This is a genomic window from Nonomuraea fastidiosa (genome assembly GCF_042751225.1).
GTDB classification, from domain to species: domain Bacteria; phylum Actinomycetota; class Actinomycetes; order Streptosporangiales; family Streptosporangiaceae; genus Nonomuraea; species Nonomuraea fastidiosa.
This window is the reverse complement of record NZ_CP170570.1, coordinates 2,621,977-2,647,054: the sequence shown is the minus strand read 5'-3', so window position 1 is coordinate 2,647,054 and position 25,078 is coordinate 2,621,977. Positions and strand designations below refer to the sequence as shown.

24 protein-coding genes are annotated in these 25,078 nt (G+C 72.4%); 13 read left to right on the top strand and 11 right to left on the bottom strand.

The genetic code is table 11. The features are described 5' to 3' along the window. The first annotated feature begins 31 nt into the window (after window positions 1-31). Window positions 32-865, top strand: a complete 834-nt coding sequence (locus ACFMQL_RS11970; protein WP_378785689.1) for an alpha/beta fold hydrolase — start codon at window positions 32-34, stop codon at window positions 863-865. A 6-nt stretch (window positions 866-871) separates the two neighbouring features. On the opposite strand, the gene rfaE2 is transcribed toward ACFMQL_RS11970, so the two are convergent. Beyond that, the gene (rfaE2, locus tag ACFMQL_RS11965) at window positions 872-2,296 is read right to left on the bottom strand and encodes a D-glycero-beta-D-manno-heptose 1-phosphate adenylyltransferase (RefSeq protein WP_378785687.1); all 1,425 of its coding nucleotides are present in this window, start codon (window positions 2,294-2,296) and stop codon (window positions 872-874) included. An 83-nt stretch (window positions 2,297-2,379) separates the two neighbouring features. On the opposite strand from rfaE2, the gene ACFMQL_RS11960 reads away from it, so the two are divergent. The 6 genes from ACFMQL_RS11960 to ACFMQL_RS11935 all read left to right on the top strand — a co-directional run bounded on the left by ACFMQL_RS11960 (window position 2,380) and on the right by ACFMQL_RS11935 (window position 7,075). Next, on the top strand, window positions 2,380-3,528 hold the full coding sequence (locus ACFMQL_RS11960; protein WP_364063781.1) for a glycosyltransferase family 9 protein: 1,149 nt from the start codon (window positions 2,380-2,382) through the stop codon (window positions 3,526-3,528). Next, window positions 3,525-3,857, top strand: coding sequence for a hypothetical protein (locus tag ACFMQL_RS11955; protein WP_364063778.1), 333 nt, complete (start codon window positions 3,525-3,527; stop codon window positions 3,855-3,857). Before ACFMQL_RS11960 ends, ACFMQL_RS11955 begins: the two co-directional genes overlap by 4 nt. 64 nt (window positions 3,858-3,921) lie before the next feature. Then, on the top strand, window positions 3,922-4,434 hold the full coding sequence (locus ACFMQL_RS11950) for a SigE family RNA polymerase sigma factor (protein ID WP_364063776.1): 513 nt from the start codon (window positions 3,922-3,924) through the stop codon (window positions 4,432-4,434). Continuing rightward, window positions 4,431-5,606, top strand: a complete 1,176-nt coding sequence (locus tag ACFMQL_RS11945; RefSeq protein WP_378785685.1) for a hypothetical protein — start codon at window positions 4,431-4,433, stop codon at window positions 5,604-5,606. The genes ACFMQL_RS11950 and ACFMQL_RS11945 overlap by 4 nt, the downstream gene beginning before the upstream one ends. A 109-nt stretch (window positions 5,607-5,715) precedes the next feature. Beyond that, window positions 5,716-6,294, top strand: coding sequence for a TetR/AcrR family transcriptional regulator (locus tag ACFMQL_RS11940; RefSeq protein WP_378785683.1), 579 nt, complete (start codon window positions 5,716-5,718; stop codon window positions 6,292-6,294). Between the two features lie 16 nt (window positions 6,295-6,310). Continuing rightward, a complete protein-coding gene (locus tag ACFMQL_RS11935) occupies window positions 6,311-7,075 on the top strand; it encodes an SDR family oxidoreductase (protein WP_364063767.1) in 765 nt (254 codons plus the stop codon). A 131-nt stretch (window positions 7,076-7,206) separates the two neighbouring features. On the opposite strand, the gene ACFMQL_RS11930 is transcribed toward ACFMQL_RS11935, so the two are convergent. Then, window positions 7,207-8,826 (bottom strand): N-acetylmuramoyl-L-alanine amidase, encoded by a 1,620-nt coding sequence (locus tag ACFMQL_RS11930; RefSeq protein WP_378785680.1) that lies wholly within the window; start codon window positions 8,824-8,826, stop codon window positions 7,207-7,209. A 105-nt stretch (window positions 8,827-8,931) separates the two neighbouring features. On the opposite strand from ACFMQL_RS11930, the gene ACFMQL_RS11925 reads away from it, so the two are divergent. The 3 genes from ACFMQL_RS11925 to ACFMQL_RS11915 are packed head-to-tail and all read left to right on the top strand — an operon-like array spanning window position 8,932 to window position 12,008. Next, on the top strand, window positions 8,932-10,869 hold the full coding sequence (locus ACFMQL_RS11925) for a family 10 glycosylhydrolase (RefSeq protein WP_364063761.1): 1,938 nt from the start codon (window positions 8,932-8,934) through the stop codon (window positions 10,867-10,869). Between the two features lie 54 nt (window positions 10,870-10,923). Beyond that, on the top strand, window positions 10,924-11,205 hold the full coding sequence (locus ACFMQL_RS11920) for a hypothetical protein (protein WP_378785678.1): 282 nt from the start codon (window positions 10,924-10,926) through the stop codon (window positions 11,203-11,205). Next, a complete protein-coding gene (locus ACFMQL_RS11915) occupies window positions 11,205-12,008 on the top strand; it encodes a sensor histidine kinase (protein ID WP_378785677.1) in 804 nt (267 codons plus the stop codon). The genes ACFMQL_RS11920 and ACFMQL_RS11915 overlap by 1 nt, the downstream gene beginning before the upstream one ends. Window positions 12,009-12,056: 48 nt before the next feature. Here ACFMQL_RS11915 and ACFMQL_RS11910 read toward each other — a convergent pair whose 3' ends face one another. The 4 genes from ACFMQL_RS11910 to ACFMQL_RS11895 form a co-directional block, all read right to left on the bottom strand. After that, the gene (locus ACFMQL_RS11910) at window positions 12,057-13,601 is read right to left on the bottom strand and encodes a pyridoxal phosphate-dependent decarboxylase family protein (RefSeq protein ID WP_378785675.1); all 1,545 of its coding nucleotides are present in this window, start codon (window positions 13,599-13,601) and stop codon (window positions 12,057-12,059) included. Then, window positions 13,598-14,929: an MFS transporter gene (locus tag ACFMQL_RS11905; protein ID WP_378785674.1), complete on the bottom strand. Its 1,332-nt coding sequence runs from the start codon at window positions 14,927-14,929 to the stop codon at window positions 13,598-13,600. Before ACFMQL_RS11905 ends, ACFMQL_RS11910 begins: the two co-directional genes overlap by 4 nt. Continuing rightward, the gene (locus ACFMQL_RS11900; protein ID WP_378785672.1) at window positions 14,926-15,555 is read right to left on the bottom strand and encodes a TetR/AcrR family transcriptional regulator; all 630 of its coding nucleotides are present in this window, start codon (window positions 15,553-15,555) and stop codon (window positions 14,926-14,928) included. Before ACFMQL_RS11900 ends, ACFMQL_RS11905 begins: the two co-directional genes overlap by 4 nt. A gap of 217 nt (window positions 15,556-15,772) precedes the next feature. Next, window positions 15,773-16,078 carry a hypothetical protein gene (locus ACFMQL_RS11895; protein WP_378785671.1) on the bottom strand — a complete coding sequence of 102 codons (306 nt, stop codon included), beginning with the start codon at window positions 16,076-16,078 and terminating at the stop codon, window positions 15,773-15,775. Window positions 16,079-16,221: 143 nt separating this feature from the next. On the opposite strand from ACFMQL_RS11895, the gene ACFMQL_RS11890 reads away from it, so the two are divergent. Further along, on the top strand, window positions 16,222-16,839 hold the full coding sequence (locus tag ACFMQL_RS11890; RefSeq protein WP_378785669.1) for a hypothetical protein: 618 nt from the start codon (window positions 16,222-16,224) through the stop codon (window positions 16,837-16,839). On the opposite strand, the gene ACFMQL_RS11885 is transcribed toward ACFMQL_RS11890, so the two are convergent. From ACFMQL_RS11885 to ACFMQL_RS11870, 4 genes are all read right to left on the bottom strand, one after another. After that, window positions 16,761-17,192 (bottom strand): hypothetical protein, encoded by a 432-nt coding sequence (locus ACFMQL_RS11885; protein ID WP_364063746.1) that lies wholly within the window; start codon window positions 17,190-17,192, stop codon window positions 16,761-16,763. The two genes, ACFMQL_RS11890 and ACFMQL_RS11885, sit on opposite strands and share 79 nt — an antisense overlap. 601 nt (window positions 17,193-17,793) lie before the next feature. After that, window positions 17,794-20,325 (bottom strand): glycoside hydrolase family 9 protein, encoded by a 2,532-nt coding sequence (locus ACFMQL_RS11880; protein ID WP_378785667.1) that lies wholly within the window; start codon window positions 20,323-20,325, stop codon window positions 17,794-17,796. 320 nt (window positions 20,326-20,645) lie between these two features. Further along, the gene (locus tag ACFMQL_RS11875) at window positions 20,646-21,491 is read right to left on the bottom strand and encodes an SGNH/GDSL hydrolase family protein (protein ID WP_364063742.1); all 846 of its coding nucleotides are present in this window, start codon (window positions 21,489-21,491) and stop codon (window positions 20,646-20,648) included. Window positions 21,492-21,574: 83 nt separating this feature from the next. Then, entirely contained in the window at window positions 21,575-21,790 is a 216-nt protein-coding gene (locus tag ACFMQL_RS11870; RefSeq protein WP_364063739.1) for a hypothetical protein, read from the bottom strand. A gap of 270 nt (window positions 21,791-22,060) precedes the next feature. Between ACFMQL_RS11870 and ACFMQL_RS11865 the strand changes: the two genes are divergently transcribed. Both ACFMQL_RS11865 and ACFMQL_RS11860 read left to right on the top strand, forming a co-directional pair. Further along, window positions 22,061-23,755 (top strand): carbamoyltransferase C-terminal domain-containing protein, encoded by a 1,695-nt coding sequence (locus ACFMQL_RS11865; protein ID WP_364063737.1) that lies wholly within the window; start codon window positions 22,061-22,063, stop codon window positions 23,753-23,755. Window positions 23,756-23,778: 23 nt separating this feature from the next. Next, window positions 23,779-24,591, top strand: coding sequence for an N-acetylmuramoyl-L-alanine amidase (locus ACFMQL_RS11860; protein ID WP_364063734.1), 813 nt, complete (start codon window positions 23,779-23,781; stop codon window positions 24,589-24,591). A gap of 105 nt (window positions 24,592-24,696) precedes the next feature. Here ACFMQL_RS11860 and ACFMQL_RS11855 read toward each other — a convergent pair whose 3' ends face one another. Further along, a complete protein-coding gene (locus tag ACFMQL_RS11855) occupies window positions 24,697-24,882 on the bottom strand; it encodes a hypothetical protein (RefSeq protein WP_364063731.1) in 186 nt (61 codons plus the stop codon). Between the last annotated feature and the right edge of the window lie 196 nt (window positions 24,883-25,078).

Below are 25,078 nucleotides of genomic sequence, written 5' to 3'. Positions count from 1 at the left end.
TTACGGCGTAACGAGTTAGCGGAGGGGCGCCATGTCCAGGGCGACGCTGCACGACGGCAGGACGATCGAGGTGGAGGTGCGCGGATCGGGACCGGCCGTGCTGCTGCCCGTCGATCCACACCCTGTGGAGGGCGAGCAGGCAGAGGAGATGCGCACATGGGGCAACGACCCGGCACTCGGGCGCAACCTCATCGACGGCCTCGCCGACGCCTTCCAGGTGGTGGCCTTCGACTACCAGGGCCACGTGATGGAGCACCCCAAGCCGGACACCCTCACCCCCGACAACATCGCCCGCGACTTCCTGGCCGTGGCCGACGCGGCGGGGGCCGAGCGGTTCGCGTACTACGGGTACTCGTGGCTGGCGCTCAGCGGGCTCCAGCTCGCCGTGCGCACCGACCGGATCTCCGCGCTGGCCATGGGCGGGTTCCCGCCGTACGCGGGGCCGTATGCGGAGATGCTCAAGGTCACGACGGCGACGTACGAGCTGGCCACCGCCCCCGAGCCCGCCGCTGAGACCGAGCAGGACGACGACCCCTGGTCCTCGGCCGCCGGGCTGCCGAACGAGGAGCAGGCCCGGCAGTTCGTCACCCTCTACGAGAACCTGCGGGACTTCGACGACACGAAGGTCCGGCTCACGTGCCCGCGCCTGTGCTTCGCGGGCTCGGCCGACCAGATCCGGTACGACCAGAAGTGGGGCGGCGTGACCGTGGACATCGGCGGCCCGCTGATCCGGCACCGCGCCGAGCTGGCCGAGCGGGGCTGGGACGTCGAGGTGCTCGACGGGCACGATCACATGACCACGATGCAGCCCGCCGCCGTGCTCCCGGTCCTGCGCCCCTGGCTGTCCAAGGTGCTCGCGGTCTGACGACGCTCAAGGCAGCAGGCGCATGCGGCCGATGATGGCGGTCGTGGAGTGATCGGGCAGGTAGCCGAGCACCCGCACCTCGCCGCCCAGCGCCCGCACGAGCGGCGCCTCCGGCAGCATCTCGGCGGTGTAGTCGCCGCCCTTCACGTACAGCTCGGGACGGATCATCCGCAGCAGCCGCTCCGGGGTGTCCTCGTCGAACTCGGTCACGTAGTCCACGAACGTGAGCGCGGCCAGCACCGACATGCGGTCCTCGCACGGGTTGACCGGCCGTCCCGGACCCTTGAGCCTGGCCACGCCGGCGTCGCTGTTCACCGCCACCACCAGCACGTCGCCGAGCCGGCTCGCCTGCTCCAGATACGACACGTGCCCCCGGTGCAGCACGTCGAAGCAGCCGTTGGTGAACACCACCCGCTCGCCCCTGCGCCGGTGCTCGTCCAGCAGCTCGGCCAGCCGCTCGGCGGGCTGCACGCTGCCCTCCTGGCCCTCCTGGCGGCGCAGCGCGCGCAGCAGCTCGTACCGGGTGCAGACGGCGGTGCCCTGGCGGCGTACGACGACCCCGGCCGCCGCCTGCCCGGCCCGCGCGGCCTCTTCGGGGGGCGCGCCGCCGGCCAGCCAGAGCGCGAACGCCGCCGTGAACGTGTCGCCCGCGCCCGTCGCCATGTGCTGCGGCGCGGGCTGGGCGTAGGTCCGGTACGGCGGCCGCCCGGCCCGGTGCAGCAGCGTGCCCTCGCCGTCCAGGGTGGTGACGATCATGCGGGCGCCGGTCAGGTCAAGGAGCTGCTGCGATCTGGCCATCAGGTACGCGGGCCGGTCGCCGGTCTCGTCCTCGTCGTCGAGCAGCCGGACGACCTCGGCGAAGTTCGGCAGCACCGCGTACGGGCCGCACTCCCGCCACGGGGCCACCGCGTGCGCGTCCACGATGAGCAGCGGCAGCCCCGCCAGGGCCTTGCGGACGGCGGGGGTGCAGACGCCGCCCCCGTAGTCGCAGGCCACGACCACGTCGGCGGCCGGCAGTACGTCGCCGAGCCGGCGCAGCAGCTCGCGCTCGGCCGACTCGGGCAGCTCGGCGTGGTCCTCCTCGTCGTAGCGCGCGGTGAGCTGGCCACTGGTGATCAGCCGCCGCTTGTGCGCGGTCCGCCGGCCGGGCACGGTCACCAGGTCCACGCCGACGCCGTGCAGGCGCAGCGCCTCGACGAGCTTCGCGCCGCACTCGTCGTCGCCCACGACGCCGACGAGCCGCACACCGGCCCCGAGCGCGACGAGGTTGGCGGCGGTGTTGGCGGCACCACCGGGGGCGTCCTCGGTGGATTCCAGGCTCATGACGGGCACTGGCGCTTCCTGGGCGAGGCGCTTGGCAGAGCCGTGGAGCCACGAGTCGAGCATCACGTCACCGACGACCACGGCGCTGACGATCTTGTCTGTGCCCATGAGTGGCGAGTACCAGCAAAAGCGCTGTTCAAACCCGGCATAAGGGAAGTTAGGCGCGATAGGGGGCGGGTAGCCAGGCCGCTATGCAGGGCCCTGGAGACCTCGATGTGCTCGTACCGGCCGACCCGGAGGGCGGGAACGCGGGCGCGTCGCCCGGCCTCGCGATGGACGCCGGGCCGGTCGACGGAGTGCGGCGGATCGCGGTGCTGCGGGCCAACGCGCTCGGCGACTACCTCATGGCGGTGCCCGCGCTGGAGGCGCTCAAGCGCGCCTACCCGGACGCGGAGCTGACCCTGCTCGCCACGCCGTGGCACGCGACGTTCCTCGACGGGCGGCCAGGACCGGTGGACGACGTGGTGGCGCTGCCGCCGATCACCGGCGTGTCCACGTACGAGAACGGGCGCACCGCCCCCGACGCGCTCTACGACGAGCTGCGCGACCGGCGCTTCGACCTGGCGGTGCAGATCCACGGCGGCGGGCGCTACTCCAACCCGTTCATCAGGCGGCTCGGGGCCAGGGTGACCGCGGGGCTGCGCGCGCCGGGGGCCGAGAGCCTCGACCGGTGGCTGCCGTACACCCACTACCATCACGACACGCTGCGCTTCCTCCAGGTCGCGGCGCTCGTGGGCGGGGTGGGCGGCGGGCTCGAGCCGCGCATCGAGGTGACCGCCGCCGACCGCGCCGAGCTGGCCCGCACGCTCGGCCTGCCGCCCACCGGGCTGGTCGCCGTGCATCCCGGCGCGACCGACCCGCGGCGGCGCTGGCCGGTCGAGCGCTTCGCCGAGGTCGCCGACCGTACCGGCAGGCCCGTTGTGGTGACCGGCACCCGCGCCGAGGAGGACCTGGTGGCGGGCGTCGTCGCGGCCATGCGGGGGCCCGCGATCCCCGTCGTCGGCGTGCTCGGCATCGGCGGCCTCGCCGCCCTGTACGAGCGCTGCGACCTGCTGATCTCGAACGACACCGGCCCACGCCACCTGGCGGCGGCCGTCGGCACCCCTACGGTGGCCGTCTACTGGTGCGGCAACCTCATCAACGCGGGCCCGCTCAGCAGGGCCGCGCACCGGCCGCTGATCTCGTGGACCACGGCCTGCCCGACCTGCGGCGCCGACGGCGTCGACCCCGCGGCCGAGCGCTGCCCGCACGAGGAGTCATGGGTGCGCGACGTGACGGTGGACATGGTGGCGGAGCAGGCGTACGACCTGCTCCACGGAACTTCGGGGGAGAGCGGATGACGGATCACGTGGTGCTCGACGAGCTGCGCAAAGCCATCGACGAGGCGTTCCAGGGGCGCGAGCGGGTCGCGATGAGAGAGGTGTACGCGCAGGCGTCCCGGCACGTCGGCCTGCCCGCCGACCTGCTCGGACACCTCAACGAGCTGACGGAAGGCGACTACGACAGGCGGGAGCTGACCGAGGCCATCAACGAGGTGATCACCCGCAGGGGCGAGCAGGACACGCTCGGCCTGCTGGAGGTGCCCAGGCAGCGAGCCGCGGAGGACAAGCCCGTACGGGACCACCTCGGCTCCATGACGGACGACGACGACCCGGACATCATGCGCTAGGTCGCATAGCGGCGCGGCCGCACGGCGTCTGCAAGGGTGATAGTCGATTCCCTTGGAGGTGACCGTGGACGCCGCGGACGAGCCACTGTTCCGCGAGTTCGTCGCCGATCGTTCGCCTGCCCTCATGCGGCTCGGGTTTCTGCTGACCGGCGGGGACCAGCACGCGGCCGAAGACCTGGTGCAGACGGCGCTGGCGAAGCTGGCGGGCAGATGGCGGCAGGTGGCGGCGCCGGAGGCGTACGTCAGGCAGATCATGTACCGCCAGCAGGTGAGCTGGTGGCGGGCGCGCGTGCGCAGGCCCGAGGTGGTGCAGCCGATCCTGCCCGAACGCGCGGCCCGCGACGCCCACCATCAGAGCGAGCTACGCCTGATGTTGCGCTCGGCCCTGGCCAGGCTCACCGCCCGGCAGCGGGCGGTGCTGGTGCTGCGCTATTTCGAGGACCTGCCGGAGCAGGAGGTGGCGCGGGTGCTGGGCTGCTCCGTCGGCAACGTACGCAGCACCGCGCACCGGTCGCTGGCACGGCTGCGCGAGATCGCCCCCGAGCTGGCCCAGGAGATGAAGGAGGTGGCCAGGTGACCAGGCTGCTGCGCGACACGTTCAATGAGTGGGCCGACGAGGTCAGGGTGCCGCACGACCTCGCCGACCGGGCGCTGCGCGGCAGGCGCTCCCTCTGGCTGCCGCTGGGCGCCGCGCTGCTCGTCGGCGCGATGATCGCGGCCGTCGCCGTGTTCGTCACCATGCGGCAGGAGCCCGACGTCCAGCCCGCACAGGGCGTGGAGCTCCCCGTCCGGCCCTCGCCCGCGCCCACGGACGTGCGCACCGACACCGGGAACGTCCCGCCGGCCAAGCTGATCGCCGCGGGGAACCTGGCCGTGTCGGCGTACTACGTGACCACCAGGGAGAAGACCGAGGACGGCATGGTGCGGGAGCGGCGGACCTGGTCGGTGTACGACCCGGCGAGCGGCGGTTACGCGCGGACCCCGTACGCGTGGGTGGACGTCGCCCCCGGGCTCCAGGTCGCGGCCGTCATCGAGGGCGACCTGATGGGCAACCGGGTGGGCGTGCTCGACCTGAACACCCGGAGCATCATCGACTGGTACGAGCTGGACCACGACGTGGCCTCGGTCGCCTGGTCGCCGGACGGTACCAAGATCCTCGCCACCGCGTACTCGTCGTATCCGGACGTCTTCGAGCCCGTGAAGGACCAGCCCGGCCAGCTCATGCCCCAGAAACAGCCCAGCCCGCGCACCGGTTACTACGTGATCGACGTGCCGGCGGGCGTGTACGAGTACCGCGAGCTGGCGCCGCTGCCGACTTCCGGTCAGTCCACCATCTCCCGGCCGCGGACCACGGACCGCACCTACCTCTCGCAGCCCGAGGCGAACGCCCGCCAGGACCTCGACTGGAGCCTCGACGGCAAGCTGATCTGGGGCCCCACGATCAGCAGGTCCGACCGCGTCTGGTACACGATCGACGGCCGCACGGCGGACGCGCCGAAAGGGCAGCGCTATGTCCGCCACTCGCGCCATTCGGCGCTCTCGCCGGACGGCCGCCTGCTACTCGGCCCCGACGGGCTGCCCACGAGGATCACCGACATCGAGACGGGCAAGGTGGCCGCCGGCAGCGGGTGCTGCGGCTGCTCGCCTGGGCGGACGACCAGCACGTCATCGCGCTCGGCTGCGCGGGCAAGTGCGAGAACGAGTTCAACAACGGGCTGGTGCTGGTCAGCGTGGACGGCTCCGAGATGACCCAGCTCGCCGCCAACACCGACAACGAGGAGAGCCGCTCTTGGGACTGGGTCCTCACTCCCAGATAGATTTTTGACCGATCGGTCTCGATACTGCTAGCGTCACGTCCGTGGCAAGGACCAAGGAGTTCGACCCGGACGTGGCGCTGCAGCGCGCCCTGGAGCTGTTCTGGGAGCGCGGCTACGAGTCGACCTCGATGAACGACCTCGTCGAGCGGCTCGGCGTGGCCAAGGCGAGCATCTACGCCACGTTCGGCGGCAAGCGCGAGCTCTACGTCAAGGCGCTCGACCGCTACCTGCGCCGGCGCGATGTGATCGGCCCGCTCGCGCAGCCGGGGCCCGCGGTGCCCGCCGTACGCGCCTTCCTCGACTCGTACGTGGCCACCTGCCTGGCCGACGAGCTGCGGCGGGGCTGCATGGTGGTCAACTCGGCCGTCGAGTTCGCCTCCCGCGACCCCGGCGTGCTCGCGAAGGTGGCGGCGAGCTGGACGGAGCTGGAGACCGCGCTGGCCGGCGCGCTCACCCGGGCCCGCGCCCAGGGCGAGATCCCCGAGAGCAAGGACCCGCAGGCCCTGGCCAGGTTCCTGCTCGTGCTGCTGCAGGGGCTTCAGGTGCTCGCGAGGGCCGACCCTGACCCGCGCAGGCTGCGCGACGCGGTCGATCAGGCCATGGTGGCGGTGCAAATATGAGAACGATTGGTATTGAATGATGGTGCGACGGTTCGAGGGGAAGGTCGCGCTCGTCACGGGCGCGAGCGGAGTCGTGGGGCGGGCATCGGCCCTCGCGTACGCCAGGGAGGGCGCGGCCGTCCTGGCCGCGGGCCGCGACGAGGCCCGGCTCGCCGAGCTGGTGAAGGAGATCGAGGGGAGCGGCGGCCGGGCGAGCGCGTACGCCGTGGACATCACCTCCTCGGCCTCGGTCGCCGGCATGGTCGAGGCCGCCGCCACCCGCTACGGCCGCCTCGACGTCGCGCTCAACGCGGCCGGCGTCTTCGGCGCGGTCGCGCCGCTCGCCGACTACGACGAGGACACCTGGGACGACGTCATCGCGGTCAACCTCAAGGGCGTGTTCCTGTCGATGAAGCACGAGATCGCCTACATGCGGGCCCACGGCGGCGGCGTCATCGTGAACGTCGCCTCCAACCTCGGCGCGCACTACCGGCGGCCGGGCGCGAGCGCGTACGTCGCGTCCAAGGCCGCGGTCAGTCATCTGACCAGGACCGCCGCCCGCGACCACATCGCCGACGGCGTCCGCATCAACGCGCTCAGCCCCGGCCCGATCGACTCGCCCATGTCCCTGCGGCCCGGCGAGACCCGCGAGGACCGCGACGCCCGCATGAAGGCGGCGCTGCCGATCGGCCGGGTCGCCACGCCTGAGGAGATCGCCGCCGCCGCGCTGTGGCTGTCGTCGGAGGAGTCGAGCTTCGTGGTCGGCACCGACCACGTCGTGGACGGCGGCGCCGCCGCCTGACCCGTTCAGTCCGCCGGTGGCAGGCCGAGCGCCTGGGCCGGCGGGATTCGCCGGGGAGCAGAAGACGGCGCCTGCACAGGAGACGGCCCGCGCCCGGGAGGTAGCAGGCGCGGGCCGTGGTTCCTGGAGGGTCAGCGGCTGATGCGGACGGCGTCGGCGATGACGAGGCCGGTGCCGCCGGTCCAGCGGCTCACGGCGACCACGTTGTACGTGCCCGCGTTCAAGGAGAAGGTTCCGATGGAGCGCCAGGATCCGCCGCCTGATCGTTGATCGACGTACACGGTCTGGTTGCCGCTCGATGTCGCCACTATGTAGGGCGCCGAGCTGTTATAGCCGGGGTCGGCCGGATACCAGACCTCGATCTGGTACGTGCCGGCGCTGGGGATGGTCGCGGAGTACCAGGCCGGGTCGCTGGCGGCGACCGGCTCGGCGAAGCGGTAGTTGGTCCCGTAGCGCTGGCTGGAGTAGGCGGAGGTGCCCCAGTTCTCGCTGGCGGTGAACTGGCCGGCGGTGGCGTTGTCGACCGTGGTCTGCCAGGTCGGGGTGCCGCCACCGGTCACGTAGTTCATGTACGTGGTCCAGTTCCAGTTCGAGCCGGGGTCGGTGTGGGTCGCGCCGGGCACCTCGCTGTGGCCGATGATGCCGGTCCGGTTCTTCGGAATGCCGTACTTGTCGCACAGGTAGCGGACCAGCGCGGCGGACGACCGGTACATGGCGTCGGTGAACCACGAGGCGTCGTTGACCCAGCCCTCGTGCTCGATGCCGATCGAGCGGTTGTTGTAGCTGGAGTTGCCCGCGTGCCAGGCGACGTCCTTGTCACGGACCATCTGGGTGATGGCGCCGTCGGAGGACCTGACCACGTAGTGGGCGGAGACCTGCGCGGAGGGGTTCTGGAACCAGGAGATGGTGCCCGCGTAGGAGCCCTGCGTCACGTGGATGACGACGCGGTCGATGTTGTAGCTGGTCTCGCGGTTGGAGACGCGGTAGTTGCTGGAGCTGGCGGCGACCCAGGCGGCGGGCGGGTAGTCGGGGCTGGCGATGCCGACGGGGCCGTCGGCGGCCTGGCCGGACTTGTCGCTCGCACGCGCGTTCAGGTCGCGGGCCTTGGCGTACTCCCCGCGGTCGGCGGTGACCTCCTGAGGCGCGACGCGCACGCCGCGGATGTCGATGCCGAGGCCGAGCTGCTCGTAGACGGCGTCGGCGTACAGGCGGGCCAGCTCGGGCGAACTGGCGTTGCCGTACTTGGCGACGGCCTTGTACCAGCGGCCCGGGTCCTTCCTCGCGGTCTCGTCGAGGCCGAGCGCGTCGGCGTGGGCGCGCAGGACGGCCGCGCCGCCGAGGATGTTGGACGCGTCGTCGGTCTTGAGCTTGTCGGCGGGGATGCCGGTGAGCTTCTCCGCCTGTTCGAGCGAGTGGTTGGTGGGGTTGCTGACCAGGTGCATGACGCCGTAGCCGCCGCTGGCGCTCGGCTCGCCGTCGTGCCCGTCGAGGTGGGTCTCGGCGTAGGCGAGCGCGACCAGCAGGTCACGCGGTACGTCGTGCGTCTGCGCCGCCTTGGCGAAGGCGGTGGCCAGCGGGGATTCGGCGGCGGTCTGGGACCAGGCCGGCCTGCGCCGACGAGGATGAGGGTGAGGATCGCGGTGGCGAGGGCTGCTAATCGCGTGCGGGCGAGAGTCATGGAGGGCTCCTCGTTCACAGACGTGACGCCAGCACGCTACGGCAATCTCCTGACTAATGTCGATAATTGACATTACTTCTGAGTTAAGTGAAAATTCTCTCCCTCTAGCGTGGCCTTGACATAGCGATCTTTCTGAAAACTATTGCGCTCGCCGTCAATTGCGCTGAAACTTCCCTTCGTGACCGCGCTTCCGCGTATCGTCCTGGCGGCGCTCACCGCCGCGCTCCTCAGCCTCGTGAACCCCGTCTCCGCCGCGGCAGCGGCCTGCACCCCCGACCCCGCGACCCCCAAGCGCCAGCTCCGCGCCATGTGGATCTCCTCCGTGGCCAACATCGACTGGCCGAGCCGCACCGGGCTCAGCGTCTCGGCACAGCAGGCGGAGTTCCGCGCCTGGCTCGACCTCGCCGTCTCCAAGCGCATGAACGCCGTGATCGTGCAGGTCAGGCCGACGGCCGACGCATTCTGGCCGTCGCCGTACGAGCCATGGTCCCAGTGGCTGACCGGCACCCAGGGCCGCGACCCCGGCTACGACCCGCTGGCCTTCATGGTCGCCGAGGCCCACGCCAGGAACCTGGAGTTCCACGCCTGGTTCAACCCGTACCGGATCGCCAACCACGCCGACCCGTCCAGGCTGGTCTCCACGCATCCCGCGCGGCAGCACCCGGACTGGCGCTTCGCCTACGGCGGCAAGCTCTACTACAACCCCGGCATCCCGGAGGTCCGCGACTTCATCGAAGACGCGATCATGGACGCCGTCAGCAGGTACGACGTGGACGGCGTGCACCTCGACGACTACTTCTACCCCTATCCGGTCAGCGGCGAGAGCATCCCCGACGCCGACACCTACGCCCGCTACGGCGGCTCGTTCGGCGACATCGGCGACTGGCGGCGCGACAACGTCAACCGCCTGGTCCGCGAGCTCGACCAGCGCATCCACGCCGCCAAGCCGCACGTCGCGTTCGGCATCAGCCCGTTCGGCATCTGGCGCAACGCCTCCACCGACCCGCTCGGCTCGCGCACCTCGGGCCTGCAGTCGTACGACGCGATCTACGCCGACAGCCGCACCTGGGTCAAGCAGGGCTGGGTCGACTACCTCGCGCCGCAGATCTACTGGCACATCGGCTTCGGCACCGCCGCGTACGAGGTGCTCACCGCCTGGTGGTCCGACGTGGTCAGGGGCACCGGCGTGCAGCTCGTCGTCGGCCAGGCCGCCTACCGCGCGGGCGCGTCCGGGCAGGACCCCGCCTGGCAGGACCCGGCCGAGCTGAGCGACCACCTCACCGACAACCGCAATCACCCCGAGATCACCGGTGACGTCTTCTTCAGCGCCAAGGACGTCAAGGCCGACAGGATCGGCGCGTTCACCAGGGTCGTCCGCGACCACTACGGCAGGCCGGCGCTGGTGCCGGCGCGCGGCTCCGCCGCCGCGCCCGCCGCGCCGTCGATCACCTCGGCCACCCGCTCCGGCGGCGGCGTGCAGCTCGCATGGAACGGCTCCGGCACCGCGTACGCGGTCTACCGGGTGGACGGGACCGCGGACGAGTGCTCGTTCGCCGACGCCAGGAACCTCATCGGCACGACCAGGCAGAAGACGTTCACCGACCCCGCGCCGACGTCCTCGCCCACCTACTACGTGACCGCGCTCAACCGCACCCACCAGGAGAGCGCGCCCAGCCAGGGCCGCGCGCCGGAAGGCGACGGCGACAGCGGGTTCAGCGTCGTGGTGGACAACGCCGACTCCGGGTTCACGGCGAGCTCGTCCTGGGGCACGTCCGCGTACTCGGGGCAGCGCCACGGAGCCGACTACCGCTTCGCCGAGCCGGTCGCGGCCAGCGACCCCGCGTGGTTCCGCGCCGCGATCCCGAGCGCGGGCACCTACCGGGTCGAGGTGTGGTATCCGGCCGACGCGGGCTACAACAGCGCGACGCCGTACATCGTGGCCGCATCGGGCGGGAACCGGACGGTCACCGTCGACCAGCGCAGCGGCGGCGGCGCCTGGCGCTCCTTGGGGACCTTCTCCCTCAACGCCGGCACCTACAACGTCGTCGGGGTGAGCCGCTGGACATCGGCCTCCGGTTACGTCATCGCCGACGCCGTCCGGATCACCCGGGTCTGACCGGCTACTGGAACAGGGGTGGGCAGGCACGGCGGGTGATCGTACGATGATGCGGTGGACGGTGCCCGCCCGCGACCGATCGACGCCCTCGCGGTCCTGGTCGCGGCCGGCTTGACCCTCGCGACCGGCCACCGGGGCGCGGTCCTGGCGATCCTGCTCGCGGCGGCGGTGCCGGTGCTGTGGCTGCGCCGCGCGCCGCTCGTCGTGGCCTGGATCTGCGCGGGCACGGCGGTCGCGCTGCCCGTCCTGTCGGTGCTCTTGCCCTCGGCCGTGCCGCCTCCCGTGGCCGACGCCCCGATCTGGCCGCCCGCCTGCCGTTCGCCGCCTACGGCGTGATGGCCTTCGCGTCGGCCGCCCGCACGCCCGCCCGCTGGCTCCCGCTGGCCGTGCTGGCGCTCGGCGTGTTCGCGCTGCCCGACCGGCTTCCGCTGGCCGGCCGCACCGAGGCCGCGCTCGCCCTGTCCGTCATGTACGGCCGCTACGTCCGCGTCAGGGAGCGCCTGCGCGCCGAGCTGGCCGAGCGGGAGCAGCGCATCGAGCGCGAACGGCTGGCCGGCGAGCTGCACGACGTCGTCATCCACCGGGTCAGCCGCATGGTGCTCCAGGCCGGCGTGCTCGCGATGAGCACCGGTGACGAGCGGGCCAGGGCGGCGGCTGAGGAGATCAGGGCGGCCGGTACGGAGACGCTGGACGAGCTGCGCCACATGGTCGCGCTGTTACGGCGCGGCACCGGCGAGGGCTTCGACCTCGGGCTGCCGCTGCCCGACCTGCGGCCCCTGGTCATCGACGCGGCCAGGGACGGGCTGCCGGTCGAGCTGTCGGTGGACGGCGAGCCCGCGCCGGTGCCCGGCCAGGTGGGGCGCACGGCGTACGTGGTGGTGGAGACCGCGCTGGCGCACGCGCGCAAGCACGCGCCGGGAGCGGGCGCGCGGGTGCTCGTACGGTGGCTGCCCGGCACGGTACGCGTGTGCGTCCGGCACACCTGCGGCCGCCCCGACGCCGGCCCGCCGCACTTCACCGCCACCTCCGCCATGGACCTGCTCGATCTGCGGCGGCAGGTGGAGCTGGCGGGCGGCACGCTGGAGTGCGGCCCGCTGCCGGACGGCGGACAGCGCATCGAGGCGAACTTTCCCATCTGACCGCGGCCACCGTCCAGGCGAGCGCCTCGCACGGGGGCGGGCCTTGCGTCAGTCGCCGTAGATGACCGACAGGAAGCGCACCAGCACCGCCTCCCTCGACGCCGGGGGCAGCGCGTCGAGCACGGCGTTCACCATGGCCATCTCCGGCTGTCCCGAGCCCGGCCGCAGGTCCACGCCGACAGAGGCGCTCAGCTCGGCGAACGTCGCGTCGTCGATCGCCTCCAGATCGAGCCCGGCGACCAGCTCGACCAGCCCCTCCGGCAGTACCGCAGGGCCGCGCTCGCGGGCGGCGTGCGCCGACTCGGCGATCACCTTCAGCATGGCGTCCACCCCGGCCAGCGTGACGCCGGTGACCGTGACGTGCAGGTTCGCGGGGATGCCCGCGTACGAAAGCTGCGGCTGCAGGAACCAGCCGCGCGCCCGCGCCTCGTCGGCCAGCACGAACACGTCCACGTCCGCGCCGGTGAAGGCCACCAGCGACGACTCCGGCTCGCCCAGCACCCGCAGCCCGGGGATCCCGGACAGGCCGTCGCGCAGCCTGCGGGTCGCCTCCCACGTGGCCCGGCCCAGCTCCAGGTAGCCCTCGCGGCCCAGCGCCTGCAGCGTGGCCCACGCGCCGCCGAGCGGCCCGGCCGAGCGCGAGCTCTGCACGGTCGCGTTGATGATCGTGTACCCGGGCCAGTCCGCCGACGCGAAGTACGCCTTGCGGCGCATCGCCGGATCGGCGAACAGCAGCACCGACGCGCCCTTGGGGGCGTAGCCGAACTTGTGCAGGTCGCAGGAGAGCGACGTGACGCCCGGCACCGACAGGTCGAACGGCGGCACCGGCGCGCCCGCCTCGCGTAACCAGGGCAGCAGCCATCCGCCCACGCACGCGTCCACGTGGCACGGGATCCCCGCACGCGCGGCCAGCGCCGCGACCTCCTCGACCGGGTCGATCACGCCCTGCGGGTAGGACGGCGCGGAGACGACGACCAGGATCGTGCGCTCGTCGATCGCGGCCGCCACATCGCCGGGCCGCACCTTGTACGTCTCCAGGTCCACCGGCACCGGCTTCACCTCGACGCCCAGGTAGTGGGCGGCCTTGTGGAAGGCGGGGTGCGCGGTGACCGGCAGCACCAGGTTCGGCCGCTCGCCCGGGGCGAGGCGCCGCGCGGCCCCGTCTGCGGTGGCGCTGTCTGCGGTTGCCCCGTCTGCGGTTGCCCCGTCTGCGGTTGCCCCGTCTGCGGTGGCGCTGTCTGCGGTGGCGCGGTCTTTTGCGGCGGCGAAGTCGCGGGCGGCTTTGACGGCCAGCATGATCGACTCGGTGCCGCCGCTGGTGAAGATCCCGTGACCACCGCCGAGCAGGTCGCTGACCGCGCCGACGACCTGCCGCTCCATCGCGACCACGCTGGGGAACGCGGTCGGGTCGAGGCAGTTGACCTCCAGCATCTCCAGGTAGGCCCGGGTGGCGGCGTCGTGCACGGCGGCCCGCCCGGTGTCGTAGACGTAGGCGGTCACCTGGCCGCCGCGTACCGGCAGGTCGTGCTCCTTGAGCCGGGCGATCTCCGCCAGCAGGTCCTCGGTCGATCGTCCGGCCGGGGGCAGGTTCACGCGGCCTCCTTTCTCGTGAGGGCGAGCCTGCCGTACCGGAGGATGAACGGCAGGCTGATCAGCATGAGCAGGGCGGGCAGCGCGGTGAACCCGAGCAGCAGCCCGGTCAGCGCGCCCGCCGGTTGCGCGACCGGCGACTCCGTCGCGGCGGAGACGAACCCGGAGGCGGCGAGGACCAGCGCGTACAGGCCGGGGCCGAGCGCCAGGCCCGCCGTCTCGCCGGCCGTCCACAGCCCGGTGAACGCCCCCGCCTGCGTCTGCCCGGTACGCGCCGCGTCGGCGTGCACGGTGTCCGGCAGCAGCGACAGCGGCAGCAGTTGCAGCGCCGCGTAGCAGACGCCGGCCAGCGCGGTCAGCGCCAGCGTGGGGACCAGGCCGCCCGCCGCGATGGCCCAGATCAACGCCACCGCGATCGCGCAGAAGCCGGCGGACGCGGCGAAGTAGCAGCGCACCGGCCCGTGGGCGCGCGCCAGCCTGGCCCAGATGGGCACGGCGAGCATGCTCGGCCCGACGAGGCAGACGAACATCACCGAGGTCAGCCCGTCGTCGCCCAGCCGGTACGCCGCCACGTACGGCGCGCCCGCCAGCATCACCGCCACCGCCAGCGCCTGCGTCACGAACGCGGCCAGCAGCACGAAGAACGGCCGGTTGCCCCTGGCCAGCCGGAAGGCCGCCATGGGGCCGAGCTGGCGCTGCCCCGGCAGCGACGGCACCCACCGGGTGGCCAGCGTCGCGGCGACCAGCGCCGCGCCCATGATCGCGCCGATCGTCACGCCCATCACCGCGTAGCCGGGCCTGCCGCCGCCCGCCACGTCCACCAGGGCAGGGGCCAGGCCGCCCGCGACCAGGATGCCGACCGTCAGGCAGACCACCCGCCAGGACATGATCCTGGTCCGCTCGCCCTGGTCGGGCGACATCTCGGCGGGCAGGGCGACGTACGGGACCTGGAAGCAGGCGAACGCGGTGGCCGCGAGCAGGAACGCCGCCCCCGACCAGACCGCCCCCGGCACGTCGCCCGGCACGCTGAACATCAGCGCGAACGCCACCGGCAGCGCCACCGCACCGGCCATCAGCAGCCGCGTCCTGCGGCCGGTCCGCACGGCCTCGCGGTCGCTCGCGGCGCCGACCAGCGGGTTCAGCAGCACGTCCCAGATCTTGGGCGCGACCAGCACGGCCCCGGCCACCGCCGCGGGCACGCCCAGCATGTCGGTCAGGTAGTAGAGCAGCAGCAGCCCGGGGACGGCGGAGAACACGCCGGTGCCGACCGAGCCGATGCCGTAGCCGAGCAACCGGCCGCGCCCGAGCGCGACGGCACCGCGGGCGGTCACCGGGGGTCGCCGGGCAGGCCGAGCGTGCGGTGCACGACGTGGTGCAGGTGGGTGCGGAAGCGGCGCAGCGCCGCCCGGTCACCCGCCGCCCTGCGGCGGCCCTCCGCGTCGAGCACGCCGCCCTTGGCGAAGCCGTGCACGGCCCAGATGACGGTCCAGACGGTGTACTCCACGTCGGCCTCATGGGAGATCAGCCCCGACTCGACGGCGGGCCGCAGCGCCGCGCTCACCGCTTCCATGAGCGGCTTGACGTATTGGCGTTCGAGCTGGGTGATGTCGCCCGCGTCGGAGAGCCAGCGGTGCATCCACAGGGCCGGCACCTCGGGGTGGTCGACGCAGAAGTCGAGGTAGTCGTCGGCGAGCCGGTGCAGCGCGGCCACCGGGTCGCCGCCCGGCAGGCGTTCGAGCGCGCGTTCCAGCGCCGCCTTCTCCGCCTGGTGGGCTCGCTCCATGACCGCGAGATACAGCTCCCGCTTGCCGCCCACGTGGTAGTTGACGGTGGCGATGTTCAGCCCGGCGGCCTCGGCGATCTGGCGGGTGGAGGTGCCGTCGTAGCCGAGCGCCGCGAAGAGCTGGGTCGCGACCTTGAGTATGAGGTCGGCCTGGGTGCTCTCAGCGGGAGTCATAGGGCGACGCTAATTGTGCCCCGGCCTCCCGGTCAATCACTTGATGGAGAGCTTTACGAGGTGATGAGGCTCTTTACCGGTGCTAGGGGCTTCACCCGCGTTGTGGGGCTTCACTTGGGTTCTGAGGTACTGCACTCGCGCGCTGAGGGGGCTGCACTCGCGCGCTGAGGGGGCATCACTCGCGTTCTCAGGGGGCATTACTCGCGTTCTGAGAGCTTCACCCGCGCCCGAAGCGCACCGGGCCGTCCGGCTCCCAGCGGGTGAGCACCGTACGGTGGCCGGTCTGCACGCCGGTGCCAGGGTCGAGGGCGAACGCGCCGTACAGGGTGGTGGTGCGCAGCCCGGCGGCGGCCTGCCAGAGGTCCTCGCGCGCGGTGCCGCCCGCGAGGCCCGCGCAGTGCACGGCGATGATCGCGGCGGCCGCGGCCTGGACGGCGGGGTAGTCGGGCGGCGCGCCGTACGCGGCGATGAACTCCCGCTCGGCGCACCCGATCGCCGGCTCGGCCCGCTGCCCGGGAACCACTGGCCGACGCCGTAGACGCCGCGCGGATCCGGTACGGCGCCGCCGAACGCCCGCACACCTGCCGCCACCGCGCACACCGCGCCGGGCACCTCGATCCGCGTCACCGCGGCGACGTCCTCCTCGAACGAGCCCGCGCTGAACAGGTGCCACGACGGCTCGCGCGGCTGCCGCGCGGTCACCGCCAGCCCCGCCACCCGCGCCTGAAGCTGCGCGCCGAGCGCCACCTCGCGGGCGAAGCGGCCCTTGCCCTGGACGATCCACAGCGGCCGGAAGTCGCCGCTGCGCACCAGGTGCCGGACGAACGGTTCGGCGTACCGGTACGCGGGGGTGAGCACCGGGACCACGTGCCCGGGGAAGGCCGGGCCGCCAGAGCCGCCGTGGTTCCACAGCAGCAGCCCCTCGTCCACGGCCACCTGCCCGGCCCGGCGTACCAGGCCCACCGAGTACGGCCCGAGCAGCAGGTCGCACCGGCCCGCCAGGTCGCGCAGCACCCGCTCCAGCGTGTCCGGGTCGCTGCGGTCGTCCTCGACCAGCAGCTCGGCGCCGTCCGCGAGCGAGCGCCAGGCGGCGAGCCCGCGCGCGGCCTGCTCACCGAACCGGGCGAACCGGCCGGACAGCGAGAGCGGCGCCCCGATACTCAGCACGCCGTCCTCCTGCCCGCGACCGGGCGGCTCAGACCCGCTCACCTGGGCTTCCAGTACTTCTCCAGCGCCCGCTCCAGGTCGGTCACGACCGGCTTCCAGGTCGGCGGAAGCGAGTAGCGGCTGACCCGCCGCCCGTCGTAGGCCAGCGTGTACTTGATGAAGTCGGCCCCCTGCGGCGGCGGCTCCGGCGCGCCCAGCCGCAGCGCGCGCAGGTGGGTTCGCAGCCTGCGCAGCTCCCCGGCGGTCAGGCACGCGCCCATCGCCCGCCCTCTGCGCCGGTCGAAGCGCGCGCATCCGTCGGCGTGCACGGTCACGCGGTCGAGCAGGCCCGCGAAACCCCCCTCCTTGCGCAGCTCCACCAGCACCCGCTTGCCCGTCGCCCGGTCCGCCGCCGTCGCCTGGGCGGGCGGCATGGACGTGCTGGGGAGCAGGAGGAGCAGGGGCAGGAGCGCGATTCGCCACAACGTCATGCCCTCTTCCACGTATCCCGCCCTCAAACGGCTCACGGCCGACCGGGGGGACATGCGACGGGCCTGGGTCGGCTCACGGCCGGTCGGGGTGGGAGGGTGTGCGGGCGTGAGCCGGCTGACGGCCGGGCGGGGAGGTGATGCGGCGGTCCTGGGTGGGCTTGCGGCCGGTCGGGGTGGGAGGGTGTGCGGGCGTGAGCCGGCTGACGGCCGGGCGGGGAGGTGATGCGGCCGGTCGGGGTGCGGGCGTGAGCCGGCTGATGCGGGCGGGCCGAGTGAAAGCGGGCCCTGGCGATGGCCGTGCACCGGGGCCTCGCCTCCCGGACAGCCGGTCGGGTGTCAGCGCACCCGTCCCGGCGACCGGGGTCGAGACGTTCCGGCGCCGCCAGGGCCCGTTCCCCTCTCCTCCGCGACGCCGTCGCCCGCTTCACGGCGGGCGCGGCGCCTCCGCACCCTGCGCGGGCGCAGGTGGAAGGGCGGGACGACGAAGCCGGTCCGGTCGCGGGGGCGGCCGGTTACGGCTCCGTCCGGCAGCGTAGTGGTCTTCCTGCCGTACCAGGACGTAACTACCAGAATCCGGGCGATTCGGCAGCGAGTTTCGGTCTCATCGGCAGCGGGCGCCGTTCAGGTGGAAGACCTCGGGCGCCGGGTTCGGCCCCGACGGGTTGGTGCCGTTGAAGCCGAACGTCACCACGTCGCCCGGCTTGATCCGGCCGTTCCAGTCCGTGCTCTTGGCCGTCACCACCGAGCCGGACTGCGAGATCGCCGCGCCCCAGGCGTGCCCGACCCGCTGCCCGGCCAGGAACGACCAGCGCAGCTCCCAGCCGTCCACCGCCTTCTTCCCGCGATTCTCGACCACGACCTGGGTGGTGAACCCGCCGGGCCACGCGCCGTGCGCCGAGTAGCGCACCCGGCAGTCCGACCGCTCGCCCCTGTCGGCCAGGAACGCCGAGACCCAGGCGAGCGGCGAGTTCCAGTTGATGGTCAGCTCGTTGGTCGACCACGACTCGATGTCGTCGATGTAGCAGAACTGCGGCTTGCAGCCCTTCAGCAGGCGCTGCGCGATCGGGTCCTGGATGGAGGAGTTGGGACCGCCCGCGAGCGTGCCGCGCGGCGGGTTGGGCAGGTCGGGGTTGAGCTGGCGGGCGTACCAGCGGCTGTGCTGGTTCTTCGAGGCCACCTCGCCGTAGCCGGTCACGTACGACTGGTTGAGCGCGTTGCGGCCGAGGATGTAGTCCATGCCCTCGCGCACCGCGGCCCGGTACTTCTCCTCGCCCGTCAGGTCGTACGCGGTGGCCAGCACGACCAGGTTGTTCAGGATCAGGTTGTTGGAGCCCCAGTCGTAGTCGGGCACGTCGTACGGGATGCCGTACGGGTGCGCCCGCTGGATCGCCAGGTACTTCTCCGCGCCTTCGACCACCGACTGGCGCACCCGCTCGCGGTCCGGCAGCGCGTTCGGCACGGTCGCCAGCTCCAGGCGGCCGAGCTGGGCGGTGTTGCCCCAGTCGAAGCCCCGGTCGCGCCAGATGTCGCCCGTGTGGTGCGGCGACGCCAGCACGAAGTCCCTGAACTCCTTCTCACCGGTCGTGATGAACAGCTCCGCCGCCGCCCAGTAGAACTCGTCGGTCACATCGGAGTCGTTGTACGCGCCACCGCCGACGCCGTCGTTCGGGTCGGCGTACTTGTCCGGGTTCGTCTTGGCCGCCGCCCACGCCTTGCGCGCCGCCGCCAGGCTCTTCCCGGCGAACTCCGCGTCGTACGGCGCGAAGAGCCGGGCCGCCTGCGCCGCCGTCGCGGCCAGGTTCAGCGTGGCCGCGGTGGACGGCGGGTGCAGCTCGCGCGGCTGCGGGTCGAGGTGCGGCAGCAGCGGCAGGCCCGTCCACTCCCGGTCGTGGATCTTGTGGTGCGCCATGCCCTCGAACGGCTTGCCGTCCGGCACCTGCATGCTCAGCAGGAACTCAAGCTCCCAGCGGGCCTCGTCGAGGATGTCCGGGCGGCCGTTGCCGCTCTCCGGGATCTCGAGCTGGCCGTCGCCGAAGGCGGCCTTGTTCCGCTCGTACGCGGACATGAGCTGGTGCACCGAGATGCCGCCGTTGACGACGTACTTGCCGTGGTCGCCGGCGTCGTACCAGCCGCCCTTGACGTTCAGCGTGTAGTCGCAGACGCCGGGCTGGCACGGCACCTCCACGTCACCCTGGTTCGGGGCGACGCCCACGTGACCGGCCGGGCGGCCGTAGCCGGGCCTGAGGCTGTCGAGGATCTCGATGCCGCTGCGCTGCGGATAGTAGAACTTCAGCGCGTCCATCGGCAGCTCGTCGTACAGGTCCTCCTTGATGTCGAACGGGCGGCTGGTCTCGCCGTCCGCGCTCAACGTGTAGCCGGTGCCCTCCTTGCGGTAGGCGCCGAAGTCGAGGGTGTGCACGTTCTGGCCCGAGCTTGCGTCCACACCCCTGGGGACGGTCCTGCCGCGGGCCACGGTCTTGCCGTCGTCGTTCTTCAGCTCCCACTCCAGGGGCTGCGTCTCGGACGTCACCAGCGTCGCCTTCTTCGGGCCGCCGGGCAGGTAGCCGACCATGTTGACGCGGACCCGGGGGCCGGTGTCCGGCACGTACTCCTCGGGCTCCGCGCCGCCGCGCAGCGACACGTCGTCCATGCAGAACCTCCAGGGGTCGGCGCTGCCGCCCAGCTGGAAGACGACCTGGGCGTCCGGCAGCGACACGGGGGCGGTGAACGTGTAGGAGTATTCATTGCCCGAGACGCTCAGCTCGGGGTTGGCCGCGAAATACTGCGTCCACGGGTCCACCGGGAGCTGGATGAGCGCCTTGCCGACCTTGGCGGGGGTGCCGGAGCCGAAGAAGCGGAAGGCGTACGTCTCGCCGGCCACGAGCGGGATGTCGTTCTGGCCGATGATGACGTCCCAGGGGTTCGCGGTGCCGCCGGGGATGTCGGCGCACAGCCGGCCGTCGTCCACGGCGAGCGTGACGTTCTCGGTGCCCCACCAGGGAGCGGTGCCGTCGTCGAAGGTGCCGTTCACGATCTGCTCGGGTCCCTCGTCGGCCGCGTGGGCGGTGGTGGGGACGGCGGATAACGCGAGAGTGGTGAGGAGGGCCAGTAAGGCTGCTCGGCATCGGGTCATGGAGGTCCTTCTGCTCGTTTTGGGAGCGCTCCCAACGGAACGCCCCGATCCTCCTCAACCCCTGATGCGCCGTCAACGGCCCCGTGCCCGGCCGGGCGGCGCGCCACGGCCGGGCCCACGGTGCGCCCGTGGCAAGACGCTGAAACTTTCATCGCACGCGTCCCGGCTCATCGGCTCCCGCGTCGCTATCGCGCCGGTCCGTGTCGCCGGATCCGGCGTCGCTATCGCGCCGGTCCGTGTCGCCGGATCCCGCGCCGGTCCTGGCGCCGGTCTGCGTCGCCGGCCCCGCCCCTGACGGTGACGGGACCGGCGGCGGGCGGTCACAGGTCGGAGCTGACGGCGCCGGTGACGATGGTGGCGAAGTTCTGCATGCCGCGCGCGTTCGGGTGGAAGGGCGCGGCGGGGGAGGCGGGCACGTACGGCTCGATCCACCGCTGGCTCGACGAGGCGCACGGGGAGTGGTCGGCGCTCGGGGTCTGCAGGTCGATGAAGCCGGCACCGGCCGCGGCGGCCTGCTCGGCGAGCATCCGGTTGAAGTACATCAGCGTGGCCCTGATGTAGTTGGCGTCGGCGCGGATGATCGGGACGCGCGGGTAGCAGCCGTCCGGCGGCGCGTACGTGGCGTACCCGACCACGAAGATCCGCGCCTGCGGAGCGCGGGCGCGGATGTCGGAGATGACGCTGAGCAGCCGCGGGCGTAACGCGTCGGTCTCCACACGCCACTTGTCCTGGCCGTTCACCACGTAGTCGTCGTTGCAGGCGTCGCCGACGGGCGGGGGCAGCAGGTTGAGGCAGTCCTCGATGAAGTCGGTCAGGCCGAGGTCGTTGGCGCCGATCTGCAGCGTGACCAGCGTCGTGTCCTGGCCGAGCGCGTCGAACTGGGGCGGCACGTCGCCGAGGTCGGTGTTCTGGGACTCGTACAGGTCGTCGGTCTTGGCGCCCGAGCAGGTGGCGTCGCGCAGCTCGCGCGCGCCGATGGCCTGGGCGGTCAGGTGGGCGTAGTTGCGGTCGGAGCGCCAGCAGCCGTAGTGAGGGCCGATCTGGTTCGGGATGAGCGGGCCTGCGGCGGCCGAGTCGCCGAGCGCGACGTACACCTCTCCCTGGGCGGCCTGGGCGGGCGGCGCGAGGCTGAGCACGAGTAAGGCCGCGCCTAACGCGACGAGCATCCGTCGGACCATGAGGACTCCCTCCGGCAGGTGTTGGGGGGCGGCCACGACCGGCCGGGGGTGCTGGCCGGTGGCGTGGGCGATCACCCACACGATGAGCCATGGCCGCCGGTCTGTGAACCGCGCGGAGAGAGCGATGCTGAGGTGGTATGGATCAGTGCGTGCCGGGCCACCGGCCAGTGCGCGCCTGAGCCGATCATGGGCACCTCGCCCTGCTCGATGCCCTGCTCGACGCTGGTCAGGAAGCCGCCGGTCAGCACCCGGTGCCGCTGCCCGCGTTCGGGCACCAGGTAGGTCACGGAGCGCAGCCCGGCGGACGCGGTGGCGATGAGCTCGGCGGCCTTGGCCGCGTCGGCGGCGGTGGCGGTGCGGATGGCGGGCCGGAGGTTGAACAGCCGGCCGCCCGGCCTGCTTCCTGCACGTCCGCGGCTTCACCGCCCGTGACCGGCCCGGTCTCAGCCGTTAGGGCTTCGGCCGCTAAGAGCTGACGTGCCCCTTACGCGGTTGGGAGATCCACTTGTTCTGGCCTGGGGTATCGGTGCCCGAGATCACGATCAGGAGGCAGCGAGATGGCGGACTTCCCCATTGTTGTCGGGATAAATCGCACCCAGGATGGTTCCATCGCCGTCGCCCTCGGCGAGTCGGGCATGTACAGCCTGCAAAAGGAACGGATCAGCCGCAGGAAGCACCACTGGGGCCGGCTCGGCGACCTGTCCGACCGCTACCTGCCCGCCATGCCCCTGCTCAAGGAGCCGGTGGACCTCGTGGTCGAGGGCTACTCGTCGGACACCGAGATCGAGCACGCGGTCGCGTACCAGCAGGAGGTGCGCGAGACGCTCGGGCTCAAGGACGGCGCGCAGGTCGTGCTGGTCTCGCACCACCTCTCGCACATCTACAGCGCGTTCCACCCGTCGCCGTTCGAGGAGGCGGCCGGGCTGGTGATCGGTACGCGGGGCAGCCACGTGAGGGACTTCACCGAGCAGGTCGAGCTGCCGCCCGGCACCGGCGGCGACCTGATGGAGGTCGCCTCCTTCTACCGGTGCACGCGCGGACGCGTGGAGTGCCTGGCCAAGCAGCTCTGGGACGGCGACTGGGAGCGGCCGGCCGGGCTCGGGAGCTTCTACGCGCTGCTGACCGCGATGATCTGGCCGGAGAGCCAGGGCGATGAGAGCGACGAGGGCAAGGTGGCGGCGCTGGCCGCGTTCGGCGACCCCGACGCGCTCGGCCTGCCCGACCTCGACGTACGCGGCCACGAGGTGCACATCCCGCCCGCCTGGTGCGAGCTCTTCGCCCGCCGCGACGACTACGTCTACGAGCCGGGCGGCGAGGAGTTCCGCCGCGCCGCGAACCTGGCCGCCGCCGGTCAGCGCGCCTTCGAACGGGCGCTGATCCGCCTCGCCGCCTGGCTGCACGACAGGACCGGTCTGGACGCCCTGGCCTACGCGGGCGGCGCGGCGCTCAACTGCGCGGCCAACGCCAGGATCGTCCGCGAATCGCCGTTCCGCGAGGTGTTCATCCCGCCGAGCCCGCACACCGGCGGCACCGCGGTCGGCTGCGCCCTGTACGGACTGATCGAGCACCTGGAGGTCGAGAGCGGGTTCCGCTGGGGCGACGACTTCCTCGGCCCCGACCAGGACGACAACGCGATCGAGGCGGCCGTACGTGGCCTGCCCGCCGGCCTGTACGCCGAGCGCCCCGCCGACCTGGCCGCCGAGGTGGCCGGGCTGCTCGCGAGCGGCCGGGTGGTGGGCCTGCACCAGGGACGCAGTGAGTCCGGCCCGAGAGCGCTCGGCAACCGCAGCGTTCTCGCCGACCCGCGCAACCCGGTCATGCAGGACTACATCAACTTCGAGGTCAAGGGCCGCGAGTGGTTCCGCCCGCTGGCCTCGCTGGTGCCGGCCGAGCACGCCGGGCGCGTCTTCGAGGTGGACCGCCCGTCGCCGTTCGGCCAGTTCGTCGTCCCCGTACGTCCCGGCTACCGCGACCGGCTGCCCGGCATCACCCACGTGGACGGCACCGCGCGCCCGCAGACGGTGGAACGGTCGAGCACGCCCTTCCTGCACGCGCTGCTGACTGAGTGGAACGCGCTCACCGGCGTACCGGTGCTCATCAACACCTCGCTGCACGGCCCGGGAGAGCCGCTGGCCGAGACGCCGGAGCACTCGATCGAGGTGCTGCGGACGACCGGCCTGCACGCGCTCGCGCTGCCGCCGTACGTCATCCGCAAGCACGACGAGCCCTCGCTGCCGGGCGGTGAGCGATGAACAGCCCGGGTACGGCCCTCGGCATGCGTACCCGTACGGCCCTGCTGATCACGCTGATCACGCTGGTGGCGCCGGTCGGCCTGGTCGCCGGATGCGGGGGTGACGAGGCGGCGCCCGCCGTACGCGAGACCCCCGTCGCCGGTTCGCCCACCGCGACCGGAACACCCGGCTCGGGCCCGCTGGCGGGCAAGGTCGTGGTGATCGACCCCGGCCACAACGGCGGCAACGCCTCGCACCCTGAGGAGATCAACCGGCCGGTCGACATCATCACCGGACGCAAGCCGTGCAACACCACCGGCACCCAGACCGCCGCCGGCTACCAGGAGCACGCCTTCACCTGGGACGTGGCCACCCGGCTCCGGCCCATCCTGGAGAGCAAGGGCGCCAAGGTCGTGCTCACCCGGCCCAACGACAAGGGCGTCGGCCCCTGCATCACCGAGCGGGCCGCCATCGGCAACAAGGCCGAGGCCGACGCGGTGCTGTCCATCCACGGCGACGGCGCCGCGCCGAGCGGCCACGGCTTCCACGTGATCATGCCGGGGCTGATCAAGGGGCACAACGAGGCCGTCATCAAGCCGTCCCGTCGGCTCGGCCGCGACGTCCGCGACGCCTACCGCGAGGGCACCGGCATGCCGTACGCGAACTACACCGCGCGCAACGGCCTGCAGACCCGCACCGACCTCGGCGGGCTCAACCTGTCGACGCGGCCCGCGGTGTTCATCGAGTGCGGCAACATGCGCAACAAGGGCGACGCGGCCAAGATGTCCGACCCCGCGTTCCGCCAGCGCATGGCCGCCGCGATGGCGGACGGGATCGAACGCTTCCTGAAGGGCTGACCGGGCCGGGCGGCGTCACCTGCGGGTGGTCGGTCGTCCGCGGTCCGGTGCCGCCATCCGCGGGGTGGTCGGCCGTCCCCAGCCCGATGGTAACCCGTGGGGTGATCAGCCGTCGCGGCACAGCGGGTCGCCGCCCAGCACGCAGGCGATGTCGTCGAGCCGGCAGCTCAGCAAGGTGCCGTCCATGGCGAGCACGAGCACGAGGTCGCGCTGGGACGGATGCGCCAGCACCACCCTGCCGACGACGCCGTTGTCCAAGATCACGGTCGGGCGGCCTGTCGCGTTGTCCATGCCCTCGCGACTCCTCTCAGGTCCGGAACGAGCCCTCGCGCCGGACCCGTCCCCACCAGGATGCACAGGCTCATGCCCTCAGCGCATCGGTCATGAGGCGGTAATTCCGTACGCCGAGGACAGTACCTTCATGCCTGAGGCAGGCACACGCCGGGTATGGAAGCCGACCGCCGAGTAATATGACGGCCAAGCTGCC